Genomic DNA, 25639 nt, shown 5'->3' with positions numbered 1-25639 from the left:
ATCAGAGTTCGAGGATCCGCATCGGATCCAATCGCCCCCGGCAAAAATCGGCGAACGCCATGAGGTTACCCTTGAGGCGGCCGCGTCGATCGACGAGGCCTTGCGGCCTGAGGCTGCCGAGGATGTTGGCGGCGATGTTGCCGCCCATCAGTCGTAGCGCCCATTTCAGGCCGACGGTGCCCTTGTTGCGGAGGTAAAGCGGGTTCGCGACCTGGGAGTAGCCGAAACGCAGGCCGGACGTGCGGCCGCGCTTGTTGCCAAGATGGACGCCACGAAGCGCAGGCGATTTGACGATCCGGCCATGCTTCGCGAGCCGCCGGCAGAAATCGACATCCTCCTGCCAGCCATAAAGAGGCAGCCGTTCATCGAAACGGGTACTTTCGGCGGCAATCGCTGAAACACGAAAAGCCATGTTACAGCCATAGGCATTGAAGGCCGGCTGCGGGATGTCCTGGGGCTGAGCGCCGACATCGGTATCGAGGATTGTCTGGGCCTCGGCGATCGATATGCCCGGGCCATGAATGCCGTCAGCAAGAACGAGCCCCGTTGCAACGACGATATCGGGCTCCGTTTCGAAGAGCTTCACAGTCTCTGCGAGGAAATCGCTGCGCGGCAGAAAATCGTCATCGAAAAAGACGATCAGATCGGCGGTTGTCGCCTGATCGAGGATGGCGTTGCGTTGAGCGCTGGACCCCTTGTCGCCTGCGACGATACGGACCTCCATGGGAAGCATGCCCAACTTCACTTCGTCGATGTCTTCCGCAGCACTTGGGCAGACGAGAATGAGGTCGGGCAGACGGGTCTGGCGCGTCAGATGCAACAGGGTTTCGGAGAGGACTTCGCGGCGGCCCGCGGTCGCTATGCCGACGACGATGTTCATGGATGCGCTCCCCGCTCGTTTCGGTGGCGATCTAACCGGAAGATCGTGCAGTTTCAGTTAGCGACTAAGCCGCGCCAGGTCCCGGCGTCCGCAGCATGAGCCGCAGTTGGTTGAGCGAGAGCAGGCAGAGCAGGCCGCCGCCGATGATGCCGCCGCCGATCGTGACGTAGCTGGTTTCGCCGGAGAGGGAGAAGGCAAGCACGGCCGCGCCAAGTCCGGCGGCGGCAAAGAGCACAGGCGGCCAGGAAAACTCGAAGGCAAGCGAGGACATCAGCCTCAGGCCGACCAAGGCGGCAAGGAACGCGCCGACGGCGCTGCCCCATGCGAGTGCCGCACCATCCGGCCCGGCGGTGAGCAGGGCGGTCAGCGCGCCGAGGTTCAGGAACGCACAGTCGATCACCGCGAGCAGCAGGATCAGCGCCAGGCGCTGCTTCAAGTGCAGCGGCGTCGGCAGCATGATCTGCGTCAGTGTGCGAACAAGCGAGAGCACGATGATGGCCGGTGCGGTGGCGAGGAAACCTTGCTGCAGGTCAGGGCTGATGACGAGCCAGGCGGCGGGCATGAGGACCGAGAAGATGCCGGCTGCCATCATCAGCGCAAAGCTCGTCAGCAGGGCGTAGTAATGCCCGAGCTGGCGGGGGAGGTTGACGCGATCTTCGGCCCGGTCGTGTGCGGCGACGATTTCGGGATACTGGATCGCCTGGAGGGCGGAAACGATCAGCACGAAGGGGCGCTGCAAAAGATCGAGCGCGAGCAGCGCGCCGGCGGCGCCCGTGGTTCCGAGCGCTGCGGTGAAGATCGCCTTCAGCGCCAGCGGCGCGAACATGGCAGCTGTCGCGGCACCTGCCGAAACGCTGCCATAGACTAGGTGCTTGCGGACCCGGGCGCTGTCGAGCGCTGCGACAGGGCGGGTCTTCGCGCGGCGCGACAGAAGAAGCGCGAGCAGGCCATAGGCCACATAGCCGCCGAGGAGCCCGGTGACCGTCGAAAGGAAGCCGGGGGAGGCGAGCGCGCCGAGAAGTGTGCCGGCGGCGAGGATGGTGGCACGGGATCCCTGCAGTACGGAAAAGGCGCGAAAATCCTGGCGGAAGCGCAGCATGGTCAGGTGCAGGTCGCTGCCGCCCTGCGCGATCGAGACGAGGCCGCCGACAAGCGCCACGACAGGTGGCACGCCAAAGAACAGCGACAGGCAAGCCGCGATCAGGCAGAGGGCGGCGCAGGCGAACGCTTCGACGAGGATCGCGCGCCGCTCCGCCGCTTCGCTTGCAGCATCCGGCCCAGGGTAGAAGCGCGTGCAGGCAAACCGCACCCATTCGAATGCGGCGATCGCAGCAAACTGGCAGATGGAGATGAAGAGCGAGTAGCTGGCATAGTCGGCCGGCGCCAGCCAATGGGCGACGACGATCAGCAGGCCGAAGGCGATGACGGCCTGGTAGAAATAGGCGCCGAGCGCAATGATCTTCGCCATGTGGTTCTCTGTCGGACGCTGTCAGCTGCAGTTCTGATAGCGCAAAAGCGCAAACAAAGTGTTTGCCGGCCCTTCAGGCCAGATCGTTCGGATCGAAATCCCTGACGTCTTCGAGAAGTTCGATGAAGCCTTGGACAGCATGGGCGACCAGGATTTCGCCGCGTGCTGCCGTTGCCGCGGCGGCGTTGCCGGCGACGCCTGTGGCGTTGAGATCGCGCATCTTCCAGCCGAAGGCGTGGGGCCCATAGGCGCGCAGATGCTTGAAGCGCTCCGCAAACTGTTCCTGGCGAGAGGAAAAGCGGTCGGCCTTGGCCATGTCGACCCTGTCGGGATGGAGCGCCAGCATGACCGAGGTTTCGATGTCGCCGCCGTGGATGTCGAGTGCCTTGTCCGCCGGCGAAATCCAGCCGTCCGGTTGGCCGAAACGGGTCCAGCTCGTCGCGACCGCAAGCATGTTGAACCGCACCCGCGCTTCGGTGGCGATGATGGTCATCAGGGGCGCGTTGCCGCCATGGGCGTTCAGCATCACGAACTTGCGGATACCCTGCTGCTGAAGTCCGGCGGCGATGCCGAGCCAGCGCTCGACCGCCTCTCCGTAACCAAGCGTGCGGCTGCCGGCGACATCCATGTGTTCGATCGAGTAGCCGACCGGCTCGGCCGGCAGGAAGGTGACGGGCAGATCGGCGGGAAGGGCGGCGATCGTGCGGGAGACGATCCCCTCGGCAATCAGCGTGTCGGTTTCGAAGGGCAGGTGCGGTCCGTGCTGCTCATGCGCGCCGAGCGGCAGCACCGCGATCCAGTCGCGGCGGGCGTCTGGTGGAAGGTCGGCTGGATTGTGCTGCCATCGCGGCTGGGGCATCGACATTTCTCTTCGATCCTCCACGTCAATTGTCGTAAAATTGTTATTTGAGTCATACAGTTCGTAATCGCAAGCTGTATTGTTATAAGAGTGCGAGACGGGATTCGGCAGGAGGTCCAATGGGCAAGAAGAACAAGGCCGAAAAGAAGGGCAAGAACGGCAAGAAGAAGGACGAGCTCCTGATCGAGCCTCACGATCTTGCCGCCGTCCTTGTCCAGGCTGCGCGGTCCATGCGCACCGTGCTCTCCCGCAATCTGCTCGAAAGCGGCCTCTATGCCGGACAGGATGGCGTCATGCTGGCGCTGGCCGAGACCGATGGCCTGACGGCCGGCGGGCTTGCGGTCAAGCTCGGCGTCAAGGCGCCGACCATGACCCGCACGATCGGCCGCATGGAAGCGCAGGGCTTTCTCGAGCGGCGGCCGGACGACGATGATGCCCGGCTCACCAAGGTCTATCTCACCGAGCCAGGCCGTAACCGGCTGCAGACGATCGCCGAGGCCGGTCAGCATTCGGAAAAGCTTGCGACCCGCGGCCTGACCGACAAGCAGGTTCGCACGCTGATGAAGCTGCTGCGCGCCGTCGACAGCAATCTCCAGGCTGCGCGCGCGGCGGACTGAGCCGGATCTGCCGCATATTGCCGCGGCGATTTAAACAGTTTAAATAGGGATTTAAATTTATGGCACGCGTGCGTTGGCAACGGCGCGCGAAGGATGCCGAACGGTTTGTCGCGCTACTCCTGGCTGGGGTGCTGCGGATGGGGCGAAACAGGGCTAATAGGGGGCATCGTGGCGCAAAAGGTCAAGCTTTCGACGATCGCGGAAACACTCGGTCTTTCGACGGCGACGGTATCCCTGGCCCTGCGTGACAGCCCGCTGGTGGCGACCGTCACCCGCGACAAGATCAAGGAACAGGCACGCGCGCTCGGCTACATCTACAACCGCCGCGCCGCCAGTCTCAGAACATCGCGCTCCGGCATCATTGGCGTCGTCGTGCACGACATCATGAATCCGTTCTACGGGGAAATCCTGAAGGCGATCGAGGCCGAACTCGACCGCGACAAGCAGACCTTCATTCTGTCCAACCACTATGACTCGGTTGAAAAACAGCGCGATTTCATCGAGACGCTGCTGCAGCTCGGCGGCGACGGCGTGATCATGTCGCCGGCCATCGGCACGCCGCTGGAGGACATCCAGCTCGCCGAGGACAACGGCATGCCGGCGATCCTGATCGCCCGCTCGATCGAGGGCGTGGACGTGCCGATCTTCCGCGGCGACGACGCCTACGGCATCTCGCTGGCCGCCAACCACCTGATCGGCCTTGGCCACCGCTGCATCGCCATGGTCGGCGGCACGGACGAGACCTCCACCGGACGCGACCGCTACCAGGGCTACGTCAACGCGCTGCGCAAGGCCAATATCGAAGTCGATCCGGAGCTGCGCATTCCCGGCCCCCGCACGAAGCAGGGCGGTTTCGAGGCGGCGGTGCACCTGCTTTCGCTGCCGCAGAAGCCGACGGCCGTCGTCTGTTGGAACGACCTGGTGGCGATCGGAATGATGAACGGCATCGCGCGCGCAGGGCTCATTCCCGGCGTTGATATCTCGGTCACCGGCTACGACGACCTGGAAGAGGCGTCGATCGCAACACCGGCTCTCACCACCGTCTGGAACGGCCAGGCCGATGTCGGCCGGAGTGCTGCCCGCGCGCTGCTCGACAAGCTTTCCGGCAGCCATGAGCCGGATGGCATTCACCTGATCAAGCCGGAGATGCGCATCCGGCAGTCGACCGGCCCCTTGCGGGTCATCGCCTGAGGTCCATCACCCGCAAGGAAAATTGCCATGTCTGCCCGCATTCGCGTTCTCGTGCCCGGAAAAATCAATCCGCGGGTGATCGATCGTCTGGCGGAACGGTTCGACGTGGTGCGGATCGAAGGTGCCGATGCGACGCTGGTGACGCCGCAGATGCAGGACGTCAAGGCGATCGCCGTTTCCGGGCGCGTGCCGGCTGCACTGATGGACGCCCTGCCGCAGCTTGAGATCATCGCCAATTTCGGCGTCGGCTACGACGGGGTGGAGGTCGGGCATGCGGCGAAAAAGAGAATTGCCGTCAGCAATACGCCGGACGTCCTGACCGAAGAAGTGGCCGATACAGCTGTCGGGCTGCTGCTCAACACGCTCCGTCAGTTGCCGCAGGCGGAGCAATGGCTGCGCCAGGGCCGCTGGAGCCGCGACGGCGCTTTCCCGCTTTCGCCGCTGTCGCTACGCGGTCGAAGCGTCGGTCTTTACGGTCTCGGGCGCATCGGCCTAGCGATTGCCAAGCGGCTCGAAGCCTTCGGCGTGTCGATCGCCTATCATACGCGCAGCCCGCGCGAGGGCCTTGCCTATGCCTATCATTCGACGCTGACGGAGCTTGCAACCGCGGTCGACACGCTTGTCGTCATCGTACCCGGCACCGAAGCGACGCGGCGCACGGTCGATGCCGAGGTGCTTGCCGCGCTCGGAAGCAACGGGGTGCTGATCAATGTCGGCCGCGGCTCGACTGTCGACGAACAGGCCTTGATCGCAGCACTTCAGGCGGGCGTGATCGCCGGTGCCGGCCTCGATGTCTTCGAGAACGAGCCGCAGGTGCCGGAGGCGCTAATGGCGCTGCCGAATGTTTCGCTGCTGCCGCATGTGGCCTCGGCCTCGGTTGTGACGCGCAACGCCATGGCCGATCTCGTAGCCGACAACATTCTGGCGTGGTTTTCGACCGGCAAGGCGCTGACACCAGTGCCGGAAACGCCGTTCACGCGTCGCGCGGACTAAAGCCCGAGGTCGACGCGCCGGGCGCAACGTCAAACCGATAGATCAGGCGGCCAGACGACCGGCAGCGTAGGTCCTGACGGCATCGCCGAAGGCCCTGAACAGGCTCGCGGACGGCGTGTCCGTGCGCACCCAGTATTCCGGATGCCATTGTACGCCGACCGCAAAGGCCTTGGAGCCGATCACTGAGACTGCCTCAATCGTGCCGTCGTCGGCGACCGCTTCGACCGCAAGACGGGGCGCGGCTGCGCCGATTGCCTGGCGATGCAGCGAGTTGACGCGGATGCGGCCGGCGCCGAGTACCGGCGCAAGGCAGCTTCCTTCCTTGACGATCACGTCCTGGCGGATGCCGTAGGCGACGTCGAGTTCCTTCACGTCGGGCTTGCGGTGATCCCAGATACCCGGCTGGTCCTGAATTTCGGAGGCGAGCGTGCCGCCGAGCGCGACGTTCAGTTCCTGGATGCCGCGACAGATGGCGAGAAGAGGCACGCCGCGTTCCAGCGCGCGGGTGATGAGCGGCAGGCTGGTCGCGTCGCGGCCTGGATCGAAGGGGCCGTCGCTCTCCTTGGCCTCGGCTCCATAGAGCGAGGGATGGACGTTCGAGCGGGCGCCGCTGGCCAGCACGCCGTCGACCCGGTCGAGGATCTCGTCGATGTCGTTGCCGGTTTCGAGCGCAGGGATGAGGAAGGGCATGACGCCGGCGCCTTCGACGGCGGCGCGCACATATTGATGGGCAACGACATGCCAGACATTGCCGTCGAATTCGCGGAAATCGCAGGGGATGGCAACGACAGGTTTCGACATCATCAGGCTCCGTTGGATGCTTGAGAAAAGCCTTGCCTTCAGTTGCAGATGAAAGTCAACTGAGAAGGTGGTGAGCGTCATCGTCGCGCCGATCCCGGGTATCATGACAGGAGGAGCGGTCCGAAACGGCAGGAAATCGCAGGTAATTCTTCAAGAACGAGTAACCATCACAGGCGCAAGTTTGGGATCAACTGCCGGCGTCGCAGAATTGTCGAAGTTGCGATCAAGCCGTTTTATTGTGCGAATGCCTATGTTTGGTTGTAGAAACCGAGTATTGTCCCGCGCGGTTCGCACTACTGAGTTGAACTCTTGGGCGATGCCGGCGAAGACCCGTTATTTTGCTGGGATTCGGTACATTTTTCGGGGCGTTAGACGAAATCTTTCGTTAAGTCATCACCCCTAACAATCCGGTAAACCGGAGCTTGGTTCATGATGCGACTTGGACAGAGCGCTCTTCCGACTGACGTGTATCTGTCATCCGTAAGCTCGCTCTACGAACATCGCAAAACGTTGCTGATCGGCATGTTGTCGCATGTCGTGACGTTCCTGCTCGTCTATCTGAAGACCAGTGATCCGCTTTACCTTGCCTGCTCCGGCGTGATCTTCGTGCTTTGGGCGCTGCGCAATCTCGACATGGCGCGCTTCGACCGGCAGGACTTCTCCAACGCCGACCGGGCGATGGTGCGAAAATGGGAGAACCGCTACATCGTCGGCGGTGTCAGCGTCACGCTCACCTGCGGCATCGCCTGCGGTTATGCCATTGCCGTCAGCCAGGATTCCTTTTCCGAGCTCGCCACCATATCGGTGACGCTGGCCTCGATGATTTCGCTCGTCGGGCGCAATTACGGCTCCGAGCGGGCCGTGCTTCTGCTCTCCTCGTCGGCCTGCCTGCCGATCGTCATCGGCCTGATCTCGCTGCAGGACGTGTTCATGCTGGCGCTTGCCGTGCTGATCCTGCCCTTCATCCTGTCCACCTGGATGATGGCCAACAACGTGCGCGCCTTTCTCTACGAGAACGTGATGGCGGCGCGCGAGATCGCCACGATCGCCGGCCAGTTCGACACCGCGCTCAACAACATGACGCACGGGCTTTTCATGCTCGATGCCGATGGTCGCGTGGTCGTTGCCAACGAGCGGGCCTGCGAATTGCTGGCTCTCGGTGACCGCACCGAGCTCAAGGGCTGGCTGCTCGACGACGTGATCCGGCGCGGCGCACGGCGCATGCGCCTCGATCCGGACAAGACCAAGGTCATTTCGCGCCAGCTCGACCTTCTGCTCAAGGGCAAGCGGCCGCAGGTGCTGATCCCGGTCAGCGAAGAGCTGCATCTGGAGTTTTCGGCGAGCCGCCGCGACAACGGCGACACGGTGCTGATCTTTGAAGACGTGACCGCGCGCGTCCAGGCGGAGAAGCAGATCCTGCATATGGTGCGGTTCGACAAGCTCACGGAGCTGCCGAGCCGCGACTATTTCGGAGAGCTGGTGCAGGCGACGGTGAGCGCCGACGACACGGCCGAACGGCTGGTCGGGCTCATGGTTCTCGACGTAACCGAGTTCAAGCACGTCAACGACATGCGCGGCCATATCGTCGGCGATCGACTGCTTCAGGCGATTGCCGGCCGGCTAAGGGTGCTTGCCGGCGATGATGCCATCGTCGCGCGGCTGATGGGCGACGAGTTCGTCGTGTTCATTCCCGATGGCAGTGACGCGATTGCTCTCGAAGAGCGGATGCGCGGACTGCATGCCGATCTGCGCGACACTTACGAAGCCGGCGGCTTCACCTTCAGCATGACGATGAGTGCCGGCTTCGTCATCGCTTCGAGCGTCGACCTCAAGCTCGAGGACCTGCAGATCAAGGCCGATCTTGCGCTTTCGGAAACGAAGCTGCGCAACCGCGGCGGCTGCACCGCCTTCGAAGCCGAGATGGATGCGCGCTACGTCGACCGCCAGAAGCTGAAGGCCGACTTGCGCGAGGCGATCAACGCCCGCAGCCTGACGCTCTCCTATCAGCCGATGTTCGCGCCGAACGGCGGGCGCGTGGAGTGCTGCGAGGCGCTGGCGCGGTGGACGCATCCCGAACGCGGGCCGGTGCCGCCGAACGTGTTCATCCAGCTCGCCGAAGAGCTCGGGTTGGTCACCGAGATCACCCGCTTTGTGCTCGATCAGGCGTGCCGGGACTGCATGAGCTGGCCGAGCGACGTATCCGTGTCGGTCAACCTGTCGGTGCTCGACCTGCGCAGCAGCGAAGTCGTGGTGATGGTGACGAACGCGCTTCACCTCACCGGTCTCGATGCCGCGCGGCTGCATCTGGAGGTGACGGAAAGCTGCCTGATGGACGAGCCGCTCAAGGTGCAGGCGATCCTGCGCGAACTGCGCGGGCTCGGCATCACCATCGCCATCGACGATTTCGGCACCGGCTACTCGAGCCTCAGCTATCTCGATGCCCTGCCGGTGGACATCATCAAGATCGACCGTTCCTTCGTGCGCAACATCCGCGAGGATTCGCGGCGCTTCAAGCTCCTGCGCGGAACAGCCAACCTGGCCCGCGCGCTCGGCCTGCGCATCGTCGTCGAAGGTGTCGAGACGGCGGACCAGCTACAACTTATCAACGAGCACAATTGTGCCGATTTGATACAAGGCTTCGTCTTTGCGGCGCCCATGCCGGCCTCGGCCATTGCCACGCTTTGCAAGAATGGTGTGCCAAAACGGGGCGCAAAGCCCACGAGCAAGCGCATCGCCTAACTCCTGAAATCTTCTGGAATCCGTCCTGTTTTGCTACTGGTTTTCCGGTAGCAAGCCATTGATTAGGCGTGCCAAATTCATCCCGATTTGGTGCGCTTGATTTCAAATCGAGCAAATACGTTCACGAATTTTTATGGTTAACGAAAAGTTAACGGTGAACTGTTTCGATTTGCGGTTGCCGCCCCATCGCCCGTCAATAGGTTAACGATTTGTTAACCATGAGGTGTTGAGTATGGGTGAGACGGTTCACCAGGCTGAGCCTGGGCGCTTTTCTGAAAAACTGATGCAATTGCTCGATCGCGTCGAATACCGGCGGGTCGAGACCGGCGAGGACATGGAGGACATCGCGCGGCTGCGCTACAAGTCCTACAAGTCCGTCAACCTGATGGAGTTGACCGGCTCGACGCTGATCGACGATCTCGATTTCGACAGTCACGCCTATGTCTTCGGTCTCTATCTCGACGAAGTGCTTGTCAGCACCGTGCGCGTTCACCACGTGACGCCGGATCATCGCGCCAGCACGTCGGGCGTGATCTTCGCACCCGAGATCGACGCGTTCCTCGATGCCGGCATGGTGCTGGTCGATCCCGGCCGGCTGGCGGTCGATCCGGACGTGATCGGCGACGAGATGCGGGCGCTTCCCTATTTGACGCTGCGACCGGTCGCCATGGCCTGCGAATATTTCGCTGCCGACCGCTGCCTGACGGCGTGCCGTCCGCGCCACGCGGCTTTCTACAAGCGCATCTTTGCGTCGGAGACGGTTGTCGCCAAGCGCGAGAACCTCGGCGTCTACAATGCCGACGGCGCGCTTCTGGTGGCGCAGGTGCGGGGGCAGCGGCCTTCGATCCTCGACCGTTACCCGGTTTTCGATTCCGAGCCGTTCGAACGTCGCATGATGTTTGCCGACCGTAACGAAGTGCCGTTTGCGCCGCTGACGATCCTGCCGACCGCGCGCATGGCGCAGACCGGATACGGCCGCTCCTACCGGACGTCCGTTTTCCGCTAAGCGGCCTTGATTGCGCAGGCGAATTTCGGGCGCACCGAGGCGTACCACCCCTTGCGGAATGGCGCGACATTTCGCCCATCAGGTGCGGCTAAAGAACGGGTTTTCGTTGCGCCGGCCCTGCGCATTGTGTAAGGGCAGCTATAAGGGTTTCGCGGCTTTTCGCGGGACCATGCTTCGATTAGGGGCGGCGATGACCCCAAGGTGGCGCCGCGGCATTCAGGGAGAATTTTGAACGATGGCTGAGCATCATTCTGGACCGGTCGATGTGGGCGCTCCGATGGACTATCCGGAACACGAGAAGACCTACCTCATGTTCCTGAGCGCCTCGAAGTACGGCACGCTTTTCTGCGTCGCCCTGCTGATCGCGATGGCTGCCGGCTTCTTCACGACGATGGGCCTGATCTCCTCGATCGTGCTTTTCATCCTGATCAACGTCGCCGGTTTCTTCTTCCTTCGCTAACCGGCGCGACCAAACCGACCGTTGAGGGAGTGCAGATGGTGCTTCCTCGGCGACCGGGCGTTTGCCCGGAAGAAGCTGCGTGTCGCTGGCTGGAGGTGCCGCCGCATGTGGCTTGAGGCCCGGATGCCCGCAAAGGGCAGGGGCGGATAATCCTCACCCGCGTGAGGGAGGAGTGAAGAGCAGGCCCGCAGAGCCCATTTGAGGCTCGATGCCGGTGGACCGCCCAAGGTCCCGCATCCAGGCGACGGCTTGCTCCAGACGATTGCGCCGGGCACAGATGTGTCGCGCGCAGGAGGGCGTGTCGGCCCGATAGGCCCACCCGCTTTGCAGTCGGAGAGAATGCCCGCATTCCAGCCCTGGCTCGATTGCGGCCAGGAGGGGGGACTTGTGAGCGAGATCGTCTTCGTCGCCAAGGAAACGGATCTGAACGAGGGTCGCGTTGCCGCATCACCGGATACCGTGAAGAAACTGAAAGGCCTCGGCTTCGACGTCGTCGTCGAGGCGGGGGCCGGCGTGCTGTCGCGCGTTCCGGACGCAGAGTTCGAAAAGGCCGGAGCCCGGATCGGCACGACGGCAGACGCCAGGGCGGCGGATGTCGTGCTCAAGGTCCGTCGACCGACGACTGCCGAAATCGGCGGCTACAAGTCGGGCGCCATCGTCATCGCCATCATGGATCCCTACGGCAACGAGGCGGCGATCGCCGAGATGGCGAATGCCGGATTGACCGCTTTTGCGATGGAGCTGATGCCGCGCATCACCCGCGCGCAGTCGATGGACGTGCTGTCGAGCCAGGCGAACCTCGCCGGCTACCAGGCGGTGATCGATGCGGCCTACGAATATGACCGGGCATTGCCGATGATGATGACGGCGGCCGGTACGGTGCCTGCCGCCAAGGTCTTCGTCATGGGCGCCGGCGTCGCCGGCCTGCAGGCGATCGCGACGGCTCGCCGCCTCGGCGCGGTGGTGTCGGCGACGGACGTGCGTCCGGCCGCCAAGGAACAGGTCGCCTCGCTCGGGGCCAAGTTCATCGCCGTCGAAGACGACGAGTTCAAGGCGGCCGAAACCGCTGGCGGCTACGCCAAGGAAATGTCCAAGGACTACCAGGCCAAGCAGGCGGCACTCGTCGCCGAGCATATCGCCAAGCAGGACATCGTCATCACCACTGCGCTCATTCCCGGCCGCCCGGCGCCGCGGCTCGTTACCCGCGAGATGCTGAGGAGCATGAAGCCAGGCTCGATCGCGGTCGATCTTGCGGTCGAGCGCGGCGGCAACGTCGAGGGCGCCGAGGCCGGCAAGGTTGCCGAGGTCGAGGGCGTCAAGGTTATCGGCCATCTGAATGTACCGGGCCGCATCGCCGCTTCCGCCTCCGGGCTTTATGCCAAGAACCTCGTCACCTTCCTGGAGACGATGGTCTCCAAGGAGACCAAGGCGCTGGCTCTCAACATGGAGGACGAGCTCGTCAAGGCGACGGCGCTCACCCATGGCGGTCAGGTCGTGCATCCGAACTTCGGTGCCAGCAAGGGGGACAAGTGATGGCGAATGAACTTCTCGACAAGGCGCTCGCCGATCTCGACCGGGCCGTGGAAGCGGTCCGCACCGCCGCCGAATACGTGCCGGACGCCGCCGGCGTCGTTGCCCATGGCGCCACCGGCGGGGCGATCGATCCTTTCGTCTTTCGCCTGGCGATCTTCGTGCTGGCGATCTTCGTCGGCTATTACGTCGTCTGGTCGGTGACCCCGGCGCTGCACACGCCGCTGATGGCCGTTACCAACGCGATCTCCTCGGTCATCGTCGTCGGCGCTCTGCTGGCCGTCGGCATTTCGGCCTCTGGGCTTGCGACCGGCTTCGGCTTCATTGCGCTGGTGCTGGCCTCCGTCAACATCTTCGGCGGCTTCCTCGTCACCCAGCGCATGCTCGCCATGTACAAGAAAAAAGACAAGTGAGGCCGGCCCGATGAACGCCAACTTCGCAGCCTTCCTCTATCTCGTCTCCGGCGTCCTGTTCATCATGGCGCTGCGCGGCCTCTCGCATCCGACCACCAGCCGCAAGGGCAACACCTATGGCATGGTCGGCATGGGCATCGCCATCGTCACGACGCTGCTGCTCGCCAAGCCGAGCTTCGGCGGCTTGATGCTGATCGTGCTCGGCCTTGCCATCGGCGGCGGTATCGGTGCGGTCATTGCCCGCCGTATCGCCATGACGTCGATGCCGCAGCTGGTCGCGGCCTTCCACTCGCTGGTCGGTCTTGCCGCCGTCATGGTGGCGGGCGCCGCCATGTATGCACCGGAAAGCTTCGGCATCGGCACGATCGGTGACATCCACGCGCAGGCGCTGGTCGAAATGTCGCTCGGCGTCGCCATCGGCGCCATCACCTTTACCGGCTCGATCATCGCCTTCCTGAAGCTCGACGGTCGCATGTCCGGCAAGCCGATCATGCTTTCGGGCCGCCATGCCATCAATGCCGGTCTTGCGGCCGCGCTCGTCGTTCTGGTGATCATGCTGGTGCTGACCCAGAGCACGACGGTGTTCTGGCTGATCGTCCTGCTGTCGCTGGCGCTCGGCGTGCTGATCATCATCCCGATCGGCGGCGCCGACATGCCGGTGGTGGTCTCGATGCTCAACTCCTATTCGGGCTGGGCGGCGGCCGGCATCGGCTTCACGCTCGGCAACCTGGCGCTGATCATCACCGGGGCGCTCGTCGGTTCTTCCGGTGCGATCCTCTCCTACATCATGTGCAAGGGCATGAACCGCTCGTTCATCTCCGTCATTCTCGGCGGCTTTGGCGGCGAGACGGCGGCAGCAGCCAGCGACGACGGTGTCCAGCGCACGGTCAAGCAGGGCTCGGCCGATGACGCGGCCTTCCTGATGGCGAACGCCTCCAAGGTGATCATCGTGCCCGGCTACGGCATGGCGGTCGCCCAGGCTCAGCATGCGCTGCGCGAAATGGCCGACCAGCTGAAGGCGGCCGGCGTCGAGGTCAAGTATGCGATCCACCCGGTCGCGGGCCGCATGCCTGGCCATATGAATGTGTTGCTCGCCGAAGCAAACGTTCCCTATGACGAAGTGTTCGAGCTCGAGGACATCAATTCCGAGTTCGCACAGGCCGATGTCGCCTATGTCATCGGCGCCAACGACGTCACCAACCCGGCGGCGCGCGACGACAAGTCCTCGCCGATCTACGGCATGCCGATCCTCGACGTTGACAAGGCCAAGACCTGCCTGTTCGTCAAGCGCTCGCTCGGCTCGGGCTATGCCGGGATCGACAACACGCTGTTCTACAAGGACGGCACGATGATGCTGCTCGGCGACGCCAAGAAGGTGACGGAAGACATCGTCAAGGCGCTGCACGCCTGACGCCGTTCGCATCGACCGAAAACGAGACGCCCGCCTTTCGGCGGGCGTTTTGCGTTGAAGGATATGGCGCGCTGCGTGCGGCGATGTGTCGGGCTTTTGTCGAGGCCGACTTAGCCTGCGGGCGCCAGTGTCAGTTCGTCGATGCCGACGGCGACATTCAGGCCTTCTTGTACCTGAACGTTGACGGGCTGTAGCATGAAGGCCTTGTTGGTGCCGCCGCCGATCACCTTGGCACCCGCGCCAACGGCCATGCTCGCATCGGCGCCGACGCCGTAATATTCACCGGCGAGCGCGAATTCGCTGACCGGGGTGCCGGTCTTGGCAAAGACATCCCAGATCATAGTGCTCTTGCCCGTCTTGCCGATGTCGATGCCGATCTTGCGGATCGTGCCGGCATAGACGGCCTTCGGCGCGCCATTGGCGGGCGTGAAGGTGCACATCAGGTTCTTTGTCGAGGTCAGGATCATGCCTGTACCGCCTTCCGAACCGCAGACGAGGCGGCCAAGGGCGACATAGTTCTGTGCGGCGGCCGGGCCCGTGGCAAGCGCGGCGAGCGCCAGCGCAGTAACGAGGGTTCGTTTGATCATGGCTTGGTCTCCGTTTTTGATGCTTCAAGCAAACGGATGGCCGGCAGGAAGGTTCCGCCGTGCAGCGCTCAGGGCCTGCAAACCAAAACGCCCGCGATGTGGTCGCGGGCGTTTCGAAATGTGTGATCGGGTCGGCTCAGGATGCCTTGACGCGGGCAAGGCCGGCGCGGGCCGGCTCGTATTTCGGGTCGAGCTGCAGCGCGTGCGAGTAGGACTTCGACGCCTTGGCCTTGTCGCCCTTGCGCTCGTAGATCAGCGCCTGGTTGGCCCAGGATTCGGCGACCTTGCCGTTGAGGTTGATCGCGGTGTTGAAGTCGGAGAACGCGTTGTCGTCGTCGCCTTGGGCGACATAGGAGATGCCGCGGCCGTTATAGGGCTCCGGCGAGCTCGGCGAAAGCGAGATCGCGGTCGAGAAGTCTTCGATCGCCTGGCCGTGCTGGTTGCGCGCCTGGTAGATCAGGCCGCGATTGTGATAGGCGCGCGGATCGGTCGTATCGAGCTGGATCGCCTTGTTGAAATCGTTGAAGGCGGAATCGAGCTGGCCGGCCTGGCGATAAAGATTGCCGCGGCCGATGTAGGCGACGTCGTAGTTGGTGTTGAGCTGCAGCGCCGTGTTGTAGTCGGCAAGCGCTGCCTGGGTGTTGCCCATGTTGCGGTGAACCAGCGCCCGGTTGGCATAGGCCTGGTAGAAGCGCGGGTTGAGCTTGATCGCCTGGTCGAAATCGGCAATGGCGCGGCGGTATTCGCCGGCGCGGCCGTAAGCCGAACCGCGAACATTGTAGCCTTCCGGGTCGCTCGGGTTGGAGGCGATGACGCTCGAGAGCGAGGCGATGTTTTCCTGCGAGCCCTGTTCGCGCTCGACCTTGTTGGTGACGGAGTCCGGACCGTCGGTCGTGCAGCCGGCAATGAGAAGGGCCGAACCGAGAAGCAGCAGGGCGGCAAGCCTTGGCTTGCGCTGGTGGCGGCGAGACGCCTCGTGGGCAGTGAAACCGGAGACGTCCGCAGTCATGGCAGCAAGTGTCAAAGGTTGATCCCTCAAATCGACAAGGTCTCGAAAGCCATCGGCCTTCTGTTCCTGAAGCCGCCGATACTCCCCGGGGCTCCGCAGCCGGGCCCTGTTCAGGCCACTGGCGTCCGCCCGGCCAAAACGCTCCGGTCGGCTATCCGTCTCCGGCAGCGTTTCTCACGCTAGCCTGTTGGCGGAAAAGATGTCCATACCAAAAAAAGGCGGTGGCGATATATCGCCCCCGCCACGACTTACATCGGAAAGCGTCGAAAAATCGACAAATCAGCGGGCCAGGAGGCCTTCGCGCTGTGCACGCTTGCGTGCCAGCTTGCGGACGCGGCGTACGGCTTCAGCCTTTTCGCGGGCGCGCTTCTGGGACGGCTTCTCGTAGTAGTCACGCATCTTCATTTCGCGGAAAATGCCTTCGCGCTGCATCTTCTTCTTAAGAGCGCGGAGCGCCTGATCGACATTGTTATCGCGGACAAGTACCTGCACGTGAATCCCGTTCCTTGGTTCGAGTTATTTTGCAGCTCCGTCAGGTACGGAGGCAAAAGAATGACATTCGCTAAGCTGGAAGCTTTACGATTAGATGAGCGGATACCAGATCGTCAGGCGAAAGTCCAGCGACGACATGAGGAGACGCGGAAAAATCCTGAGATGCAGGGCCGGCGCTGCTTCCCGTCTGCCGCTTAACCGATCCATAGTCATGTCGCAACTGCGCGCAAGTCCACGCAAATGCGTCGCAAAAGAAACGTTGCGCGGGCCCCGGATTTGCGATTTCTAACGCCAACGAGAATGAACACCGGGAGTAACGGGCCGATGCGCAAATATTCAGTTTTCGCCGTGGCGCGCGAGGCGCTGCGCGGCCACAAGGGATGGGGCCCGCACTGGGCGTCGCCGGAGCCGCGCAAGGAGTACGACGCCATCATCATCGGCGGCGGCGGCCATGGTCTCGGTGCTGCCTACTATCTTGCCAAGGAGCACGGCATCACCAATGTCGCGGTGCTCGAAAAGGGATGGATCGGCGGCGGCAATACCGGCCGCAACACGACGATCATCCGGTCCAACTATCTCTATGAAGAGAGCATGGACATCTACGAGCATTCGCTGAAGCTCTGGGAAAACCTGTCGCAGGACCTGAACTACAACGTCATGTATTCGCCGCGCGGCGTGATGATGCTGTCGCACAACATCCATGACCAGCAGTCGTTCAAGCGCCATATCCATGCCAACCGCCTCTATGGCATCGACAATGAATGGCTGACGCCGGAACAGGCCAAGGCCTATTGCCCGCCGCTCGACATCGCCAAGACCGCGCGCTACCCGATCAATGGTGCCGCCCTGCAGCGCCGCGGCGGCACGGCCCGCCATGACGCGGTTGCCTGGGGCTATGCCCGCGCGGCCTCCGACCGCGGCGTGCACATCATCCAGAACTGCGAAGTGACCGGCATCCGTCGCGACGAGACCGGCCGGGTCGTCGGCGTCGACACCAGCCGCGGCTACATCGGCGCCAAGAAGGTCGGCATCTCCGCCGCCGGCCATACCTCGGTGCTGATGCAGATGGCGGACGTGCGTGTGCCGCTGCAGAGCCAGCCGCTGCAGGCGCTGGTCTCCGAGCCGCTGAAGCCAATCTTCCCCTGCGTCGTCATGTCGAACTCGGTGCATGCCTATATCTCGCAGTCCGACAAGGGCGAGTTCGTCATCGGCGCCGGCACCGACCAGTACAATTCCTATTCGCAGACCGGCGGCCTGCAGATCATCACCCATACGCTCGATGCGATCTGCGAGCTCTTCCCGATGTTCCGCCGCGTGAAGATGATGCGGCAGTGGGGTGGCATCGTCGACGTCACCCAGGACCGCTCGCCGATCCAGGGTGTGACGCCGGTTCCGGGCCTTTATCTCAACGCAGGCTGGGGTACGGGCGGTTTCAAGGCGACGCCCGGCTCGGCCCATCTCTTCGCCCATCTGATCGCCAAGGGCGAGCCGCATCGTCTGGCCGCAGGGTTGACGCTGGAGCGCTTCCGCACCGGCCGGCTGATCGACGAGGCGGCTGCCGCCGCCGTTGCGCACTGAGGATTTCGAGATGCTTCTGATCTACTGCCCCTATTGCGAGGAAGAGCGTTCGGAGCTCGAGTTCCGCGGTGCCGGCGACGCCCATATCGCCCGTCCGGAAAACATCGCCGACATCACCGACGAACAGTTCGAGGAATACTTCTTCCTGCGTCAGAACCCCAAGGGTCTGATCTTCGAACGCTGGCGCCATATCCATGGCTGCGGCCGCTTCTTCAACGCCGCCCGCGACACGGTCAGCGACCGTTTCTACACCACCTACAAGGCGGGCGAGCCAAAGCCTGACATCGCCACCATTCTCCAGAGCGAGCAGGACAAGAACGGCCAGGACAAGGGAGCCGCGAAATGATGGGCGCCAACCGCATTCCAGGCGTCGGCCGCCTGACCCCCGCCCGCACCGCGCGCTTCACCTTCGACGGCCGCACGCTGACGGCGCTCGAAGGCGACACGGTTGCCTCGGCGCTGCTTGCCAACGGCATTCATCTCGTCGGCCGTTCGTTCAAGTATCACCGCCCGCGCGGCATTCTTTCGGCCGGTGCCGAGGAGCCGAACGCGTTGATGGACGTCTCGCGGGATGCCGCCCGGCGTCAGCCGAACGTGCGCGCAACGGTGCAGGAAGTCTTCGACGGCATGAAGGTGAGTTCGCAGAACCGCTGGCCGTCGCTCGCCTTCGACATCGGCGGCCTCAACGACCTGATGTCGCCGTTCTTCGCCGCCGGTTTCTACTACAAGACCTTCATGTGGCCGAAGGCTGCCTGGCACGCGATCTACGAACCCTTCATCCGTCGTGCCGCCGGCCTCGGCGTCGCGCCGACGGAAGCCGATCCGGACCACTATGCCAGCCGCTACGCCCATTGCGACGTGCTCGTCATCGGTGGTGGCGTTGCCGGCCTCTCGGCGGCGCTTGCCGCAGCCAAAGCCGGCGCCAAGGTGGTCATCTGCGACGAGCAGCCGGAAATGGGCGGCGCGCTTCGCTATGAAAGCGGTACGACGATCGACGGCAAGGACGGCTGGGACTGGGCGCAGGAGACCGCAAAGACGCTGGCCTCGATGGACAACGTCACGGTGCTCACCCGCACCGCCGGCTTCGGCTACTACAACCACAATTTCGTCGGCCTCGTCGAGCGCGTGACCGATCATCTGGCGGCGCTCGACAAGTCGCTGCCGCGCGAGCGGCTGTGGCAGGTGCGCGCCAAGAAGGTGATCCTCGCCAACGGCCAGATCGAGCGGCACATGGTGTTCGCCAACAACGACCGTCCGGGCATCATGCTCGCTTCGGCCGGGCGCACCTATCTCAACCACTTCGGCGTTGCCGTCGGCTCCAAGGTTGGCGTCTACACCGCCCATGACTCGGCCTATGAGGCGGCTTTCGACCTCAAGCGGGCCGGTGTCTCGGTTCCCGTCATCGTCGACTGCCGCGAAAACCCTGGTGAAGCGGTGCTGGCTGAAGCGCGCAAGCTCGGCATCGAAGTGCTGACCAGCCATTCTGTGATCAAGGCCGGCGGGAAGCTTAGGGTCAACTCGATCAGCGTCGCCCGCAATGGCGGCGGCTCGGCCCGCAAGTTCGCGGTCGACGCGCTTTTGGTCTCAGCCGGCTGGACGCCGTCGGTGCACCTGTTCTCGCAGTCGCGCGGCAAGGTGAAGTTCGATGCGGCGACGCAGCGCTTCCTGCCGGGCACGTACCTGCAAGATTGCCTGTCGATCGGCGCCTGCAACGGCACCGACGACCTGCAGGCAACCATCGACGAAGCGCTTGCCGCCGGCGAACTGACTGCGCGTGCGGCTGGTGCCGAAGGCGGAGCGCAGGTGACGCTCTCGGGCGAAAACCGCTACGGCTGGACCGGCGGCATGATCGGTGCCGCTGAAGGGGCAGGGCCGGACACGACCGTCAAGGCCTTCATCGACTTCCAGCACGACGTCTGCGCCAAGGACATCCGTTTGGCGGTGCGCGAAGGCATGCACTCGATCGAGCACATCAAGCGCTTCACCACCAACGGCATGGCGTCCGACCAGGGCAAGCTTTCCAACATGCATGGCCTGGCGATTGCCGCAGAGGCGCTCGGCAAGGACATTCCGCAGGTGGGTCTCACCACCTTCCGCCAGCCCTATACGCCGGTGACCTTCGGCGCGATCGTCAACCATTCGCGTGGATCCCTGTTCGACCCGGCGCGCAAGACGCCAATGCATGCTTGGGAGGAAGCGCATGGCGCCGAGTTCGAGGATGTCGGCAACTGGAAGCGCGCCTGGTTCTACCCGCGCTCCGGCGAAGACATGCACGAGGCGGTGGCGCGCGAGTGCAAGACGGTGCGTGATGTCGCCGGTGTCTTCGATGCCTCGACGCTCGGCAAGATCGAGGTCGTCGGCCCGGACGCGGCCCAGTTCCTCAACCTCATGTACACCAACGCCTGGGACAACCTGAAGCCCGGCCGCTGCCGCTACGGCATCATGCTGCGCGACGACGGCTTCGTCTATGACGACGGCGTGGTCGGCCGCCTGGCCGAGGACCGCTTCCATGTGACGACGACAACCGGCGGTGCGCCGCGCGTCATGAACCACATGGAAGACTATCTGCAGACCGAGTTCCCGCATCTGAAGGTGTGGCTGACGTCGACGACGGAACAATGGGCGGTCATCGCCGTGCAGGGTCCGAAGGCGCGCGAGATCATCGCGCCGCTGGTCGAAGGCATCGACCTCTCCAACGAGGCCTTCCCGCACATGAGCGTCGCCGAGGGCAAGATCTGCGGCGTGCCGACACGGCTGTTCCGCATGTCGTTCACCGGCGAGCTCGGTTTCGAAGTCAACGTGCCGGCTGACTACGGCCAGGCGGTCTGGGAAGCGATCTGGGCGCGGGCCGAGCCGATGGGCGCCTGCGCCTATGGCACGGAAACCATGCATGTGCTGCGCGCCGAGAAGGGCTACATCATCGTCGGCCAGGATACCGACGGCACGCTGACGCCCGACGATGCCGGCCTCTCCTGGGCGGTCTCGAAGAAGAAGCCCGACTTCGTCGGTATCCGCGGCCTCAAGCGCCCGGATCTCGTCAAGGACGGCCGCAAGCAGCTCGTGGGTCTTCTCACCAAGGATCCGAAGGTGGTGCTGGAGGAAGGCGCGCAGATCGTCGCCGACCCGAACCAGCCGAAGCCGATGACCATGCTCGGTCACGTGACGTCGTCCTACTGGTCGGAAAACTGCGGCCGCTCGATTGCACTCGCCATGGTGGCCGGTGGCCGCGCGCGGATCGGGCAGACGCTCTATGTGCCGATGACCGATCGCACCATCGCCGTCGAAGTGAGCGACATGGTGTTCTTTGACAAGGAAGGGGGCCGCCTCCATGGCTGACCAGGTTACTGCAAGCCGCAAGGCGGCACTCACCGCGCGCGGCGGTTCGGCCGAAGCGATCCTGACGCCGGCACCGGCGGCAACCCGCATCTCGCTGCGCGCCGGCGCCGACGCACTGCCGGCCCTTTCGGCGGCCCTTGGCGTGACGCTGCCGACCCGACCGAAGACCTCGGCCTCCTCCGGCCAGCGTCATGCGCTGTGGATCGGCCCCGACGAGTGGCTGGTGTTCGATGAAAGCGAAGCCGACCTGATGGCGGCGGCCGCCTCGAGCGGAACGCTGCATTCGGCGGTCGACATCTCGCATCGCAACGTCGCCGTCATCGTCAGCGGCCCAGGCGCGGACGTGGCCATCAACAGCGGCTGCCCGCAGGATCTGTCCCTGGCGATCTTCCCGGTTGGCGGCTGCTCGCGCACGATCCTCGGCAAAGCCGAGATCATCCTCTTCCGCACGGCCGAGGATCAGTTCCGGGTCGAGTGCTGGCGGTCGTTCTCGCCCTTCGTCTTCGGGCTGCTGTCCGAGGGTGCGGCGGACGCCGGGCATTGAGATAAAAAGGCCGGGAAGCGCTCACGCGTTTCCCGGCCTTCAAGTCTGTCGGCAACCGTTGGCGCTTACCGTGTAGCCGGCAGGATGCCTTTTTCCTGGAATGTGCGCTTCGTCGCGTCGTTGAGGTCGTAATCCTGGAGCTGCTCGGGCGCGACCCAGGCATGTTCGACGAATTCGTCGTTGAGGCTGACCTCGCGATTTTTGGCCTCGCAGTCAAAGATCAGATAGATCATATGCAGCTCTTCGGTTGACCCGTCGGCGTAGGACTTCGTCCGGATGTCGTCCCGGAAGGTCCAGGGCTTGATGGTCCCGATCTCCAGGCGGTCTCCAAGCTCTTCCCGGATTTCACGGCGCAGGCCCTCGTCGAGACGTTCGCCCGGCTCCAGGCCGCCACCGGAAAGGGCCCACTGCCCGGGAAACACGCCGCGATCGGTCGGCATCTTGCAGAGCAAGTAGGCGCCCCTGTTCTGAATGAGCGGGCAGACGATGATACGCTGGCGCAATGACTTCTCCATTCCCTGTTTCTGCGACCGCGACAGCCGCCTTGATTTCACGCGAAGCGCAAATACCAGTAGAGCGCGATCTCGCGGGTTCCCGGCGTCAATGCCGAATAGAGATGGCGGTCGTAGCCGGCAAGTTCGAAGCCGAAGCGCTCGTAGAAGCGGCAGGCGGTGACATTGTTCGACTGGGTCTCGAGACGGATCCCCGGCAGGCCCCGTTCCCGCGCCCATGACACCGCCCGGTCCATGAGGGCCCGCGCGACGCCGGCTCGGCGCGCGTTGCTGTCGACGGCGATATCGTCGACTTCGGCAAAGCCGTTCCAGGCCTTCGAGAGCGCGATGTAACCGGCGAGCCGGCCGTCGAGACGTGCTGCGAAGAGGGCGGCATCCGGCTCGGCCGCCGCCTCCACAAGCTCGTCCGGGTCGGATCCATAGGCCTTGATGTAGCGCTCGACCGGGGCGATGTCGCCAACACCGGGGCCGGTGAAGGGCGGCAGCGCTTCGGACGTGATCTCGAAGGAGAAGTCGCAGCCGGCAAAGTCGCCGACGAAACGTCCGTCGGCCGGCGCGACGATGACTGATGCTGTCATGGGATCTGCCTGCTCAAACCGCCTCAGGCATCGGCGGGTCGATCCTTGGGATCAAACTGGATGATGGTCTGCCAGGTCGCCGTCAGCGCCGGCTTGCGCTCGCCTTCGATCTCGACGCTGACGTCATAGGTGATCATTAGCATGCTGGCGCCGCGAAAGCGCGCATCGGCCATGGTGAAGTGGCCGCGCACTTTGGCGCCGCTCTTCACCGGCGCGACGAAGCGCACCTTCTCGAAGCCGTAGTTGATGCCCATCGTCTGTTCGCGGATCTTCGGCAGGCAATTGTAGTTCATCGCCGAAAGCAGCGAGAGCGACAGGAAGCCATGCGCGATCGTGCCGCCGAAGGGCGTTTCGGCAGCGGCCCGCACCGGGTCGACGTGGATATACTGATAGTCGCTGGTTGCTTCGGCGAATTTGTCGATCGTTTCCTGGGTGACCGTGATCCAGTCGGAAACGCCGACTTCCTTGCCGACCAGTACCTTGATCTCAGAAAGTGATATGTCCTGCAGCATGTGAACGCCTCGAAACAAGCCCCCCAAGCGATCTATAGGCTCGCCTGTTGCAACCTGCAAGTGGTGGAAAAGCTTAGAAAACTTCGACGAGGAAGGTGACGGAGCGCGGCGCTACGTGATCGGCGGGAGCTGACGCTGCGAGCGCGTCCTGCCATTTCCCATTGACGCTGTCGGGCAGGCGGAGGGGATGCGGCGCATGGCTGCGATTGATGACGACGGCCAGCCGCGTTGCCCGCTTCTGGGTTCGGTCGCGGGTGGCCAGCACCATCATCAGATTGTCCGTTGCCGGATGCTCCCAGTCGGCCACGGTCATCGGGTGACCGTCGAGACGGCACCACTCGACGTCGCCGTTTCCGGTCAGGAAGGTGGTTTCATCGAAAACGCCGAAGCGAGAGCGCATGGCTGACAGGGCTGCAGTATGGGCGACGATCTCGTCGTCCAGCGCCGTCCAGTCGAGCCAGGTGATGGCGTTGTCCTGGCAATAGGCGTTGTTGTTGCCCTGCTGGCTGCGCCCGGCTTCGTCGCCGGCGGTCAGCATGATCGTACCGCGGGTGGCAAAGAGTGTGCCGACGAGCGCCATCAGGTCATGGCGGCGAGCCGCCTTGATTTCCGGATCGGTCGTCGCGCCCTCGGCGCCGTTGTTCCAGGAGTGGTTCTCGTTGTGGCCGTCGCGGTTTTCCTCGCCGTTCGCCTCGTTGTGCTTGCCGGCATAGGAGACGAGATCGGCCAGCGTGAAGCCGTCATGGGCGGCGATGAAGTTGACCGTACGGGTTCCTGCCTCGCCCCAACGGGAAAAACTGTTCGACGAGCCGGCAAGCGCTGTCGCCAGCGCGCCGATCGAATGTCGATCGCCGCGCCAGTAGATGCGGATGTCGTCGCGGGCGCGGTCGTTCCACTCAAGGAAAGGGGCGGGGAAGTTGCCGAGCTGGTAGCCGCCGGGGCCGATATCCCACGGCTCGGCAATCAGCACGCGGTCGGCAAGCAGCGGATCGGTCGCGATCGCCCGGAAGAGCGGAGCATCGCGGTGGAAGCCGCCCATGTCGCGGCCGAGGATCGAGGCGAGGTCGAAACGAAAGCCGTCGACGCCGGCGGCGCTGACGAAATGGCGCAGACTGTCGAGGATCAGCGCCTCGACCACAGGGTTGTCGCAGGCGATGGTGTTGCCGCAGCCGGTGTCGTTGATCAGCTCGCCCGGCCGGTCGGTGACATGGCGGTAATAGGTGAGGTTGTCGAGGCCGCGCATCGACAAGGTCGTGCCGAAGCGGTCGCTCTCGCCGGAGTGGTTGAAGACGAGATCGAGGATGACGCCGATGCCCTCCTTGCGCAGCGCTTCGACGGTCTTGCGCAATTCCTTGAGGCCACCCGGCACGAGGCGCGGATCGAGCGCCATCGGGGCGATCGGATTGTAGCCCCAGCCATTCTTCAGCCCGAGCGGCGGCAGATGGCGCTCGTCGATCCAGGCAACGATCGGCATCAGTTCGACCGCCGAAACGCCGAGGCGCTTCAAGTGCGCGATGATGGCAGGCTCGGCAAGCGCCGCCACCGTACCACGCTTGGGTTCGGGCACGTCGGGATGGAGGATGGTGAAAGGCTTGACGGCGATTTCGTAGACGAGGCCGCCGGCGCGAAAGAGCGGCGCTTTCACCTTGGCCGGTTTTGCCTCGGTGACGATCGCTTTCGGTACGAGGTCGGCGGTGTCTTCGCCAAAGATCGTCAGGCGTGGATCGTGGCGGAACGGGCGGTCGAGCTCCAGGGCGTAGGGATCGACGAGAAGTTTGGACGGATCGAACCAGAGACCGTGATCGGGCGAATAGACGCCATCGGCCCGGAAGCCGTAGCGCGTTCCCTTCGGCGCGTCGGCAACCGTCAGGCTGTGAATGTCGCCGTTCCGCGTCATCGGCAGCTGGCGCAGCTGGTTGGCGCCCGATTTGTCGAAGAGGCAGAGATCGATACGGGCGGCGTTGCGCGACCAGACCGAAAACACCGTGCCGTCGGAGGTGACGGTGGCACCGAGGGGTGGGTTTCCGATCGTCGGCATGAAAGCGTCCCTCTTCCTGGTATCGAACTCATATTCCGTCAGCCCCCTCCGCCAGGCTAGGCAGTGAGGGTAGGCGGCAACAGAA

The 25639-nt window shown here is 63.8% G+C and carries 24 protein-coding genes; 13 read left to right on the top strand and 11 right to left on the bottom strand.

Annotation, left to right across the window (positions count from 1 at the left end):
* Nucleotide 1: 1 nt before the first annotated feature.
* From M2267_RS12030 to M2267_RS12020, 3 genes are all read right to left on the bottom strand, one after another.
* The gene (locus M2267_RS12030) at nucleotides 2-880 is read right to left on the bottom strand and encodes a glycosyltransferase family 2 protein (RefSeq protein WP_429114740.1); all 879 of its coding nucleotides are present in this window, start codon (nucleotides 878-880) and stop codon (nucleotides 2-4) included.
* 64 nt (nucleotides 881-944) lie between these two features.
* Nucleotides 945-2348, bottom strand: a complete 1404-nt coding sequence (locus M2267_RS12025) for a hypothetical protein (protein ID WP_429114739.1) — start codon at nucleotides 2346-2348, stop codon at nucleotides 945-947.
* Between the two features lie 73 nt (nucleotides 2349-2421).
* Nucleotides 2422-3213, bottom strand: a complete 792-nt coding sequence (locus tag M2267_RS12020; protein WP_429114738.1) for a creatininase family protein — start codon at nucleotides 3211-3213, stop codon at nucleotides 2422-2424.
* Nucleotides 3214-3326: 113 nt separating this feature from the next.
* Between M2267_RS12020 and M2267_RS12015 the strand changes: the two genes are divergently transcribed.
* The 3 genes from M2267_RS12015 (at nucleotide 3327) to M2267_RS12005 (ending at nucleotide 6008) form a co-directional block, all read left to right on the top strand.
* Complete coding sequence (locus M2267_RS12015; protein WP_034786917.1) at nucleotides 3327-3824, top strand: MarR family winged helix-turn-helix transcriptional regulator; 498 nt, start codon at nucleotides 3327-3329, stop codon at nucleotides 3822-3824.
* 168 nt (nucleotides 3825-3992) lie between these two features.
* Nucleotides 3993-5015: a LacI family DNA-binding transcriptional regulator gene (locus M2267_RS12010; RefSeq protein WP_043610737.1), complete on the top strand. Its 1023-nt coding sequence runs from the start codon at nucleotides 3993-3995 to the stop codon at nucleotides 5013-5015.
* A gap of 27 nt (nucleotides 5016-5042) precedes the next feature.
* Nucleotides 5043-6008 carry a 2-hydroxyacid dehydrogenase gene (locus M2267_RS12005; protein WP_429114737.1) on the top strand — a complete coding sequence of 322 codons (966 nt, stop codon included), beginning with the start codon at nucleotides 5043-5045 and terminating at the stop codon, nucleotides 6006-6008.
* 42 nt (nucleotides 6009-6050) lie between these two features.
* Here the strand turns inward: M2267_RS12005 and M2267_RS12000 are convergent, their stop codons facing one another.
* Nucleotides 6051-6809 carry a gamma-glutamyl-gamma-aminobutyrate hydrolase family protein gene (locus M2267_RS12000; protein WP_043610776.1) on the bottom strand — a complete coding sequence of 253 codons (759 nt, stop codon included), beginning with the start codon at nucleotides 6807-6809 and terminating at the stop codon, nucleotides 6051-6053.
* 429 nt (nucleotides 6810-7238) lie between these two features.
* Here M2267_RS12000 and M2267_RS11995 point away from each other — a divergent pair, with 429 nt between their 5' ends.
* The 6 genes from M2267_RS11995 to M2267_RS11970 all read left to right on the top strand — a co-directional run bounded on the left by M2267_RS11995 (nucleotide 7239) and on the right by M2267_RS11970 (nucleotide 14368).
* The gene (locus M2267_RS11995; protein WP_043610734.1) at nucleotides 7239-9548 is read left to right on the top strand and encodes a putative bifunctional diguanylate cyclase/phosphodiesterase; all 2310 of its coding nucleotides are present in this window, start codon (nucleotides 7239-7241) and stop codon (nucleotides 9546-9548) included.
* 232 nt (nucleotides 9549-9780) lie between these two features.
* A complete protein-coding gene (locus M2267_RS11990; RefSeq protein ID WP_192450784.1) occupies nucleotides 9781-10554 on the top strand; it encodes an N-acyl amino acid synthase FeeM domain-containing protein in 774 nt (257 codons plus the stop codon).
* A gap of 235 nt (nucleotides 10555-10789) precedes the next feature.
* A complete protein-coding gene (locus tag M2267_RS11985) occupies nucleotides 10790-11014 on the top strand; it encodes an aa3-type cytochrome c oxidase subunit IV (protein WP_034786900.1) in 225 nt (74 codons plus the stop codon).
* A gap of 387 nt (nucleotides 11015-11401) precedes the next feature.
* A complete protein-coding gene (locus M2267_RS11980) occupies nucleotides 11402-12547 on the top strand; it encodes a Re/Si-specific NAD(P)(+) transhydrogenase subunit alpha (protein WP_429114813.1) in 1146 nt (381 codons plus the stop codon).
* Entirely contained in the window at nucleotides 12547-12957 is a 411-nt protein-coding gene (locus tag M2267_RS11975; RefSeq protein WP_205237753.1) for an NAD(P) transhydrogenase subunit alpha, read from the top strand. Before M2267_RS11980 ends, M2267_RS11975 begins: the two co-directional genes overlap by 1 nt.
* A 10-nt stretch (nucleotides 12958-12967) precedes the next feature.
* Nucleotides 12968-14368, top strand: coding sequence for an NAD(P)(+) transhydrogenase (Re/Si-specific) subunit beta (locus M2267_RS11970; RefSeq protein ID WP_429114736.1), 1401 nt, complete (start codon nucleotides 12968-12970; stop codon nucleotides 14366-14368).
* Nucleotides 14369-14478: 110 nt separating this feature from the next.
* Here M2267_RS11970 and M2267_RS11965 read toward each other — a convergent pair whose 3' ends face one another.
* The 3 genes from M2267_RS11965 to rpsU form a co-directional block, all read right to left on the bottom strand.
* The gene (locus tag M2267_RS11965; protein WP_043610725.1) at nucleotides 14479-14955 is read right to left on the bottom strand and encodes a DUF992 domain-containing protein; all 477 of its coding nucleotides are present in this window, start codon (nucleotides 14953-14955) and stop codon (nucleotides 14479-14481) included.
* A 136-nt stretch (nucleotides 14956-15091) separates the two neighbouring features.
* The gene (locus tag M2267_RS11960) at nucleotides 15092-15979 is read right to left on the bottom strand and encodes a tetratricopeptide repeat protein (protein ID WP_429114735.1); all 888 of its coding nucleotides are present in this window, start codon (nucleotides 15977-15979) and stop codon (nucleotides 15092-15094) included.
* Between the two features lie 264 nt (nucleotides 15980-16243).
* Complete coding sequence (gene rpsU / locus M2267_RS11955) at nucleotides 16244-16456, bottom strand: 30S ribosomal protein S21 (RefSeq protein WP_034786884.1); 213 nt, start codon at nucleotides 16454-16456, stop codon at nucleotides 16244-16246.
* A 324-nt stretch (nucleotides 16457-16780) separates the two neighbouring features.
* Between rpsU and M2267_RS11950 the strand changes: the two genes are divergently transcribed.
* The 4 genes from M2267_RS11950 to soxG are packed head-to-tail and all read left to right on the top strand — an operon-like array spanning nucleotide 16781 to nucleotide 21914.
* Entirely contained in the window at nucleotides 16781-18034 is a 1254-nt protein-coding gene (locus M2267_RS11950; RefSeq protein WP_043610722.1) for a sarcosine oxidase subunit beta family protein, read from the top strand.
* A 10-nt stretch (nucleotides 18035-18044) separates the two neighbouring features.
* Nucleotides 18045-18380 carry a sarcosine oxidase subunit delta gene (locus tag M2267_RS11945; protein WP_034786877.1) on the top strand — a complete coding sequence of 112 codons (336 nt, stop codon included), beginning with the start codon at nucleotides 18045-18047 and terminating at the stop codon, nucleotides 18378-18380.
* The gene (locus tag M2267_RS11940) at nucleotides 18377-21370 is read left to right on the top strand and encodes a sarcosine oxidase subunit alpha (protein WP_429114734.1); all 2994 of its coding nucleotides are present in this window, start codon (nucleotides 18377-18379) and stop codon (nucleotides 21368-21370) included. Before M2267_RS11945 ends, M2267_RS11940 begins: the two co-directional genes overlap by 4 nt.
* Complete coding sequence (gene soxG, locus M2267_RS11935; protein ID WP_043610718.1) at nucleotides 21363-21914, top strand: sarcosine oxidase subunit gamma family protein; 552 nt, start codon at nucleotides 21363-21365, stop codon at nucleotides 21912-21914. Before M2267_RS11940 ends, soxG begins: the two co-directional genes overlap by 8 nt.
* Before the next feature lie 65 nt (nucleotides 21915-21979).
* Here the strand turns inward: soxG and nudI are convergent, their stop codons facing one another.
* The 4 genes from nudI to glgX all read right to left on the bottom strand — a co-directional run bounded on the left by nudI (nucleotide 21980) and on the right by glgX (nucleotide 25554).
* On the bottom strand, nucleotides 21980-22429 hold the full coding sequence (gene nudI, locus M2267_RS11930) for a nucleoside triphosphatase NudI (RefSeq protein ID WP_429114733.1): 450 nt from the start codon (nucleotides 22427-22429) through the stop codon (nucleotides 21980-21982).
* Between the two features lie 35 nt (nucleotides 22430-22464).
* On the bottom strand, nucleotides 22465-23004 hold the full coding sequence (locus M2267_RS11925) for a GNAT family N-acetyltransferase (RefSeq protein WP_429114732.1): 540 nt from the start codon (nucleotides 23002-23004) through the stop codon (nucleotides 22465-22467).
* Between the two features lie 23 nt (nucleotides 23005-23027).
* The gene (locus M2267_RS11920; protein ID WP_043610712.1) at nucleotides 23028-23516 is read right to left on the bottom strand and encodes a MaoC family dehydratase; all 489 of its coding nucleotides are present in this window, start codon (nucleotides 23514-23516) and stop codon (nucleotides 23028-23030) included.
* A 73-nt stretch (nucleotides 23517-23589) separates the two neighbouring features.
* A complete protein-coding gene (glgX, locus tag M2267_RS11915; protein ID WP_429114731.1) occupies nucleotides 23590-25554 on the bottom strand; it encodes a glycogen debranching protein GlgX in 1965 nt (654 codons plus the stop codon).
* Nucleotides 25555-25639: the final 85 nt, after the last annotated feature.

This window comes from Ensifer sp. KUDG1 (assembly GCF_050434285.1).
GTDB lineage: Bacteria > Pseudomonadota > Alphaproteobacteria > Rhizobiales > Rhizobiaceae > Ensifer.
The sequence above is the reverse complement of the archived record's forward strand: the minus strand, read 5'-3'. Positions and strand labels throughout refer to the sequence as shown.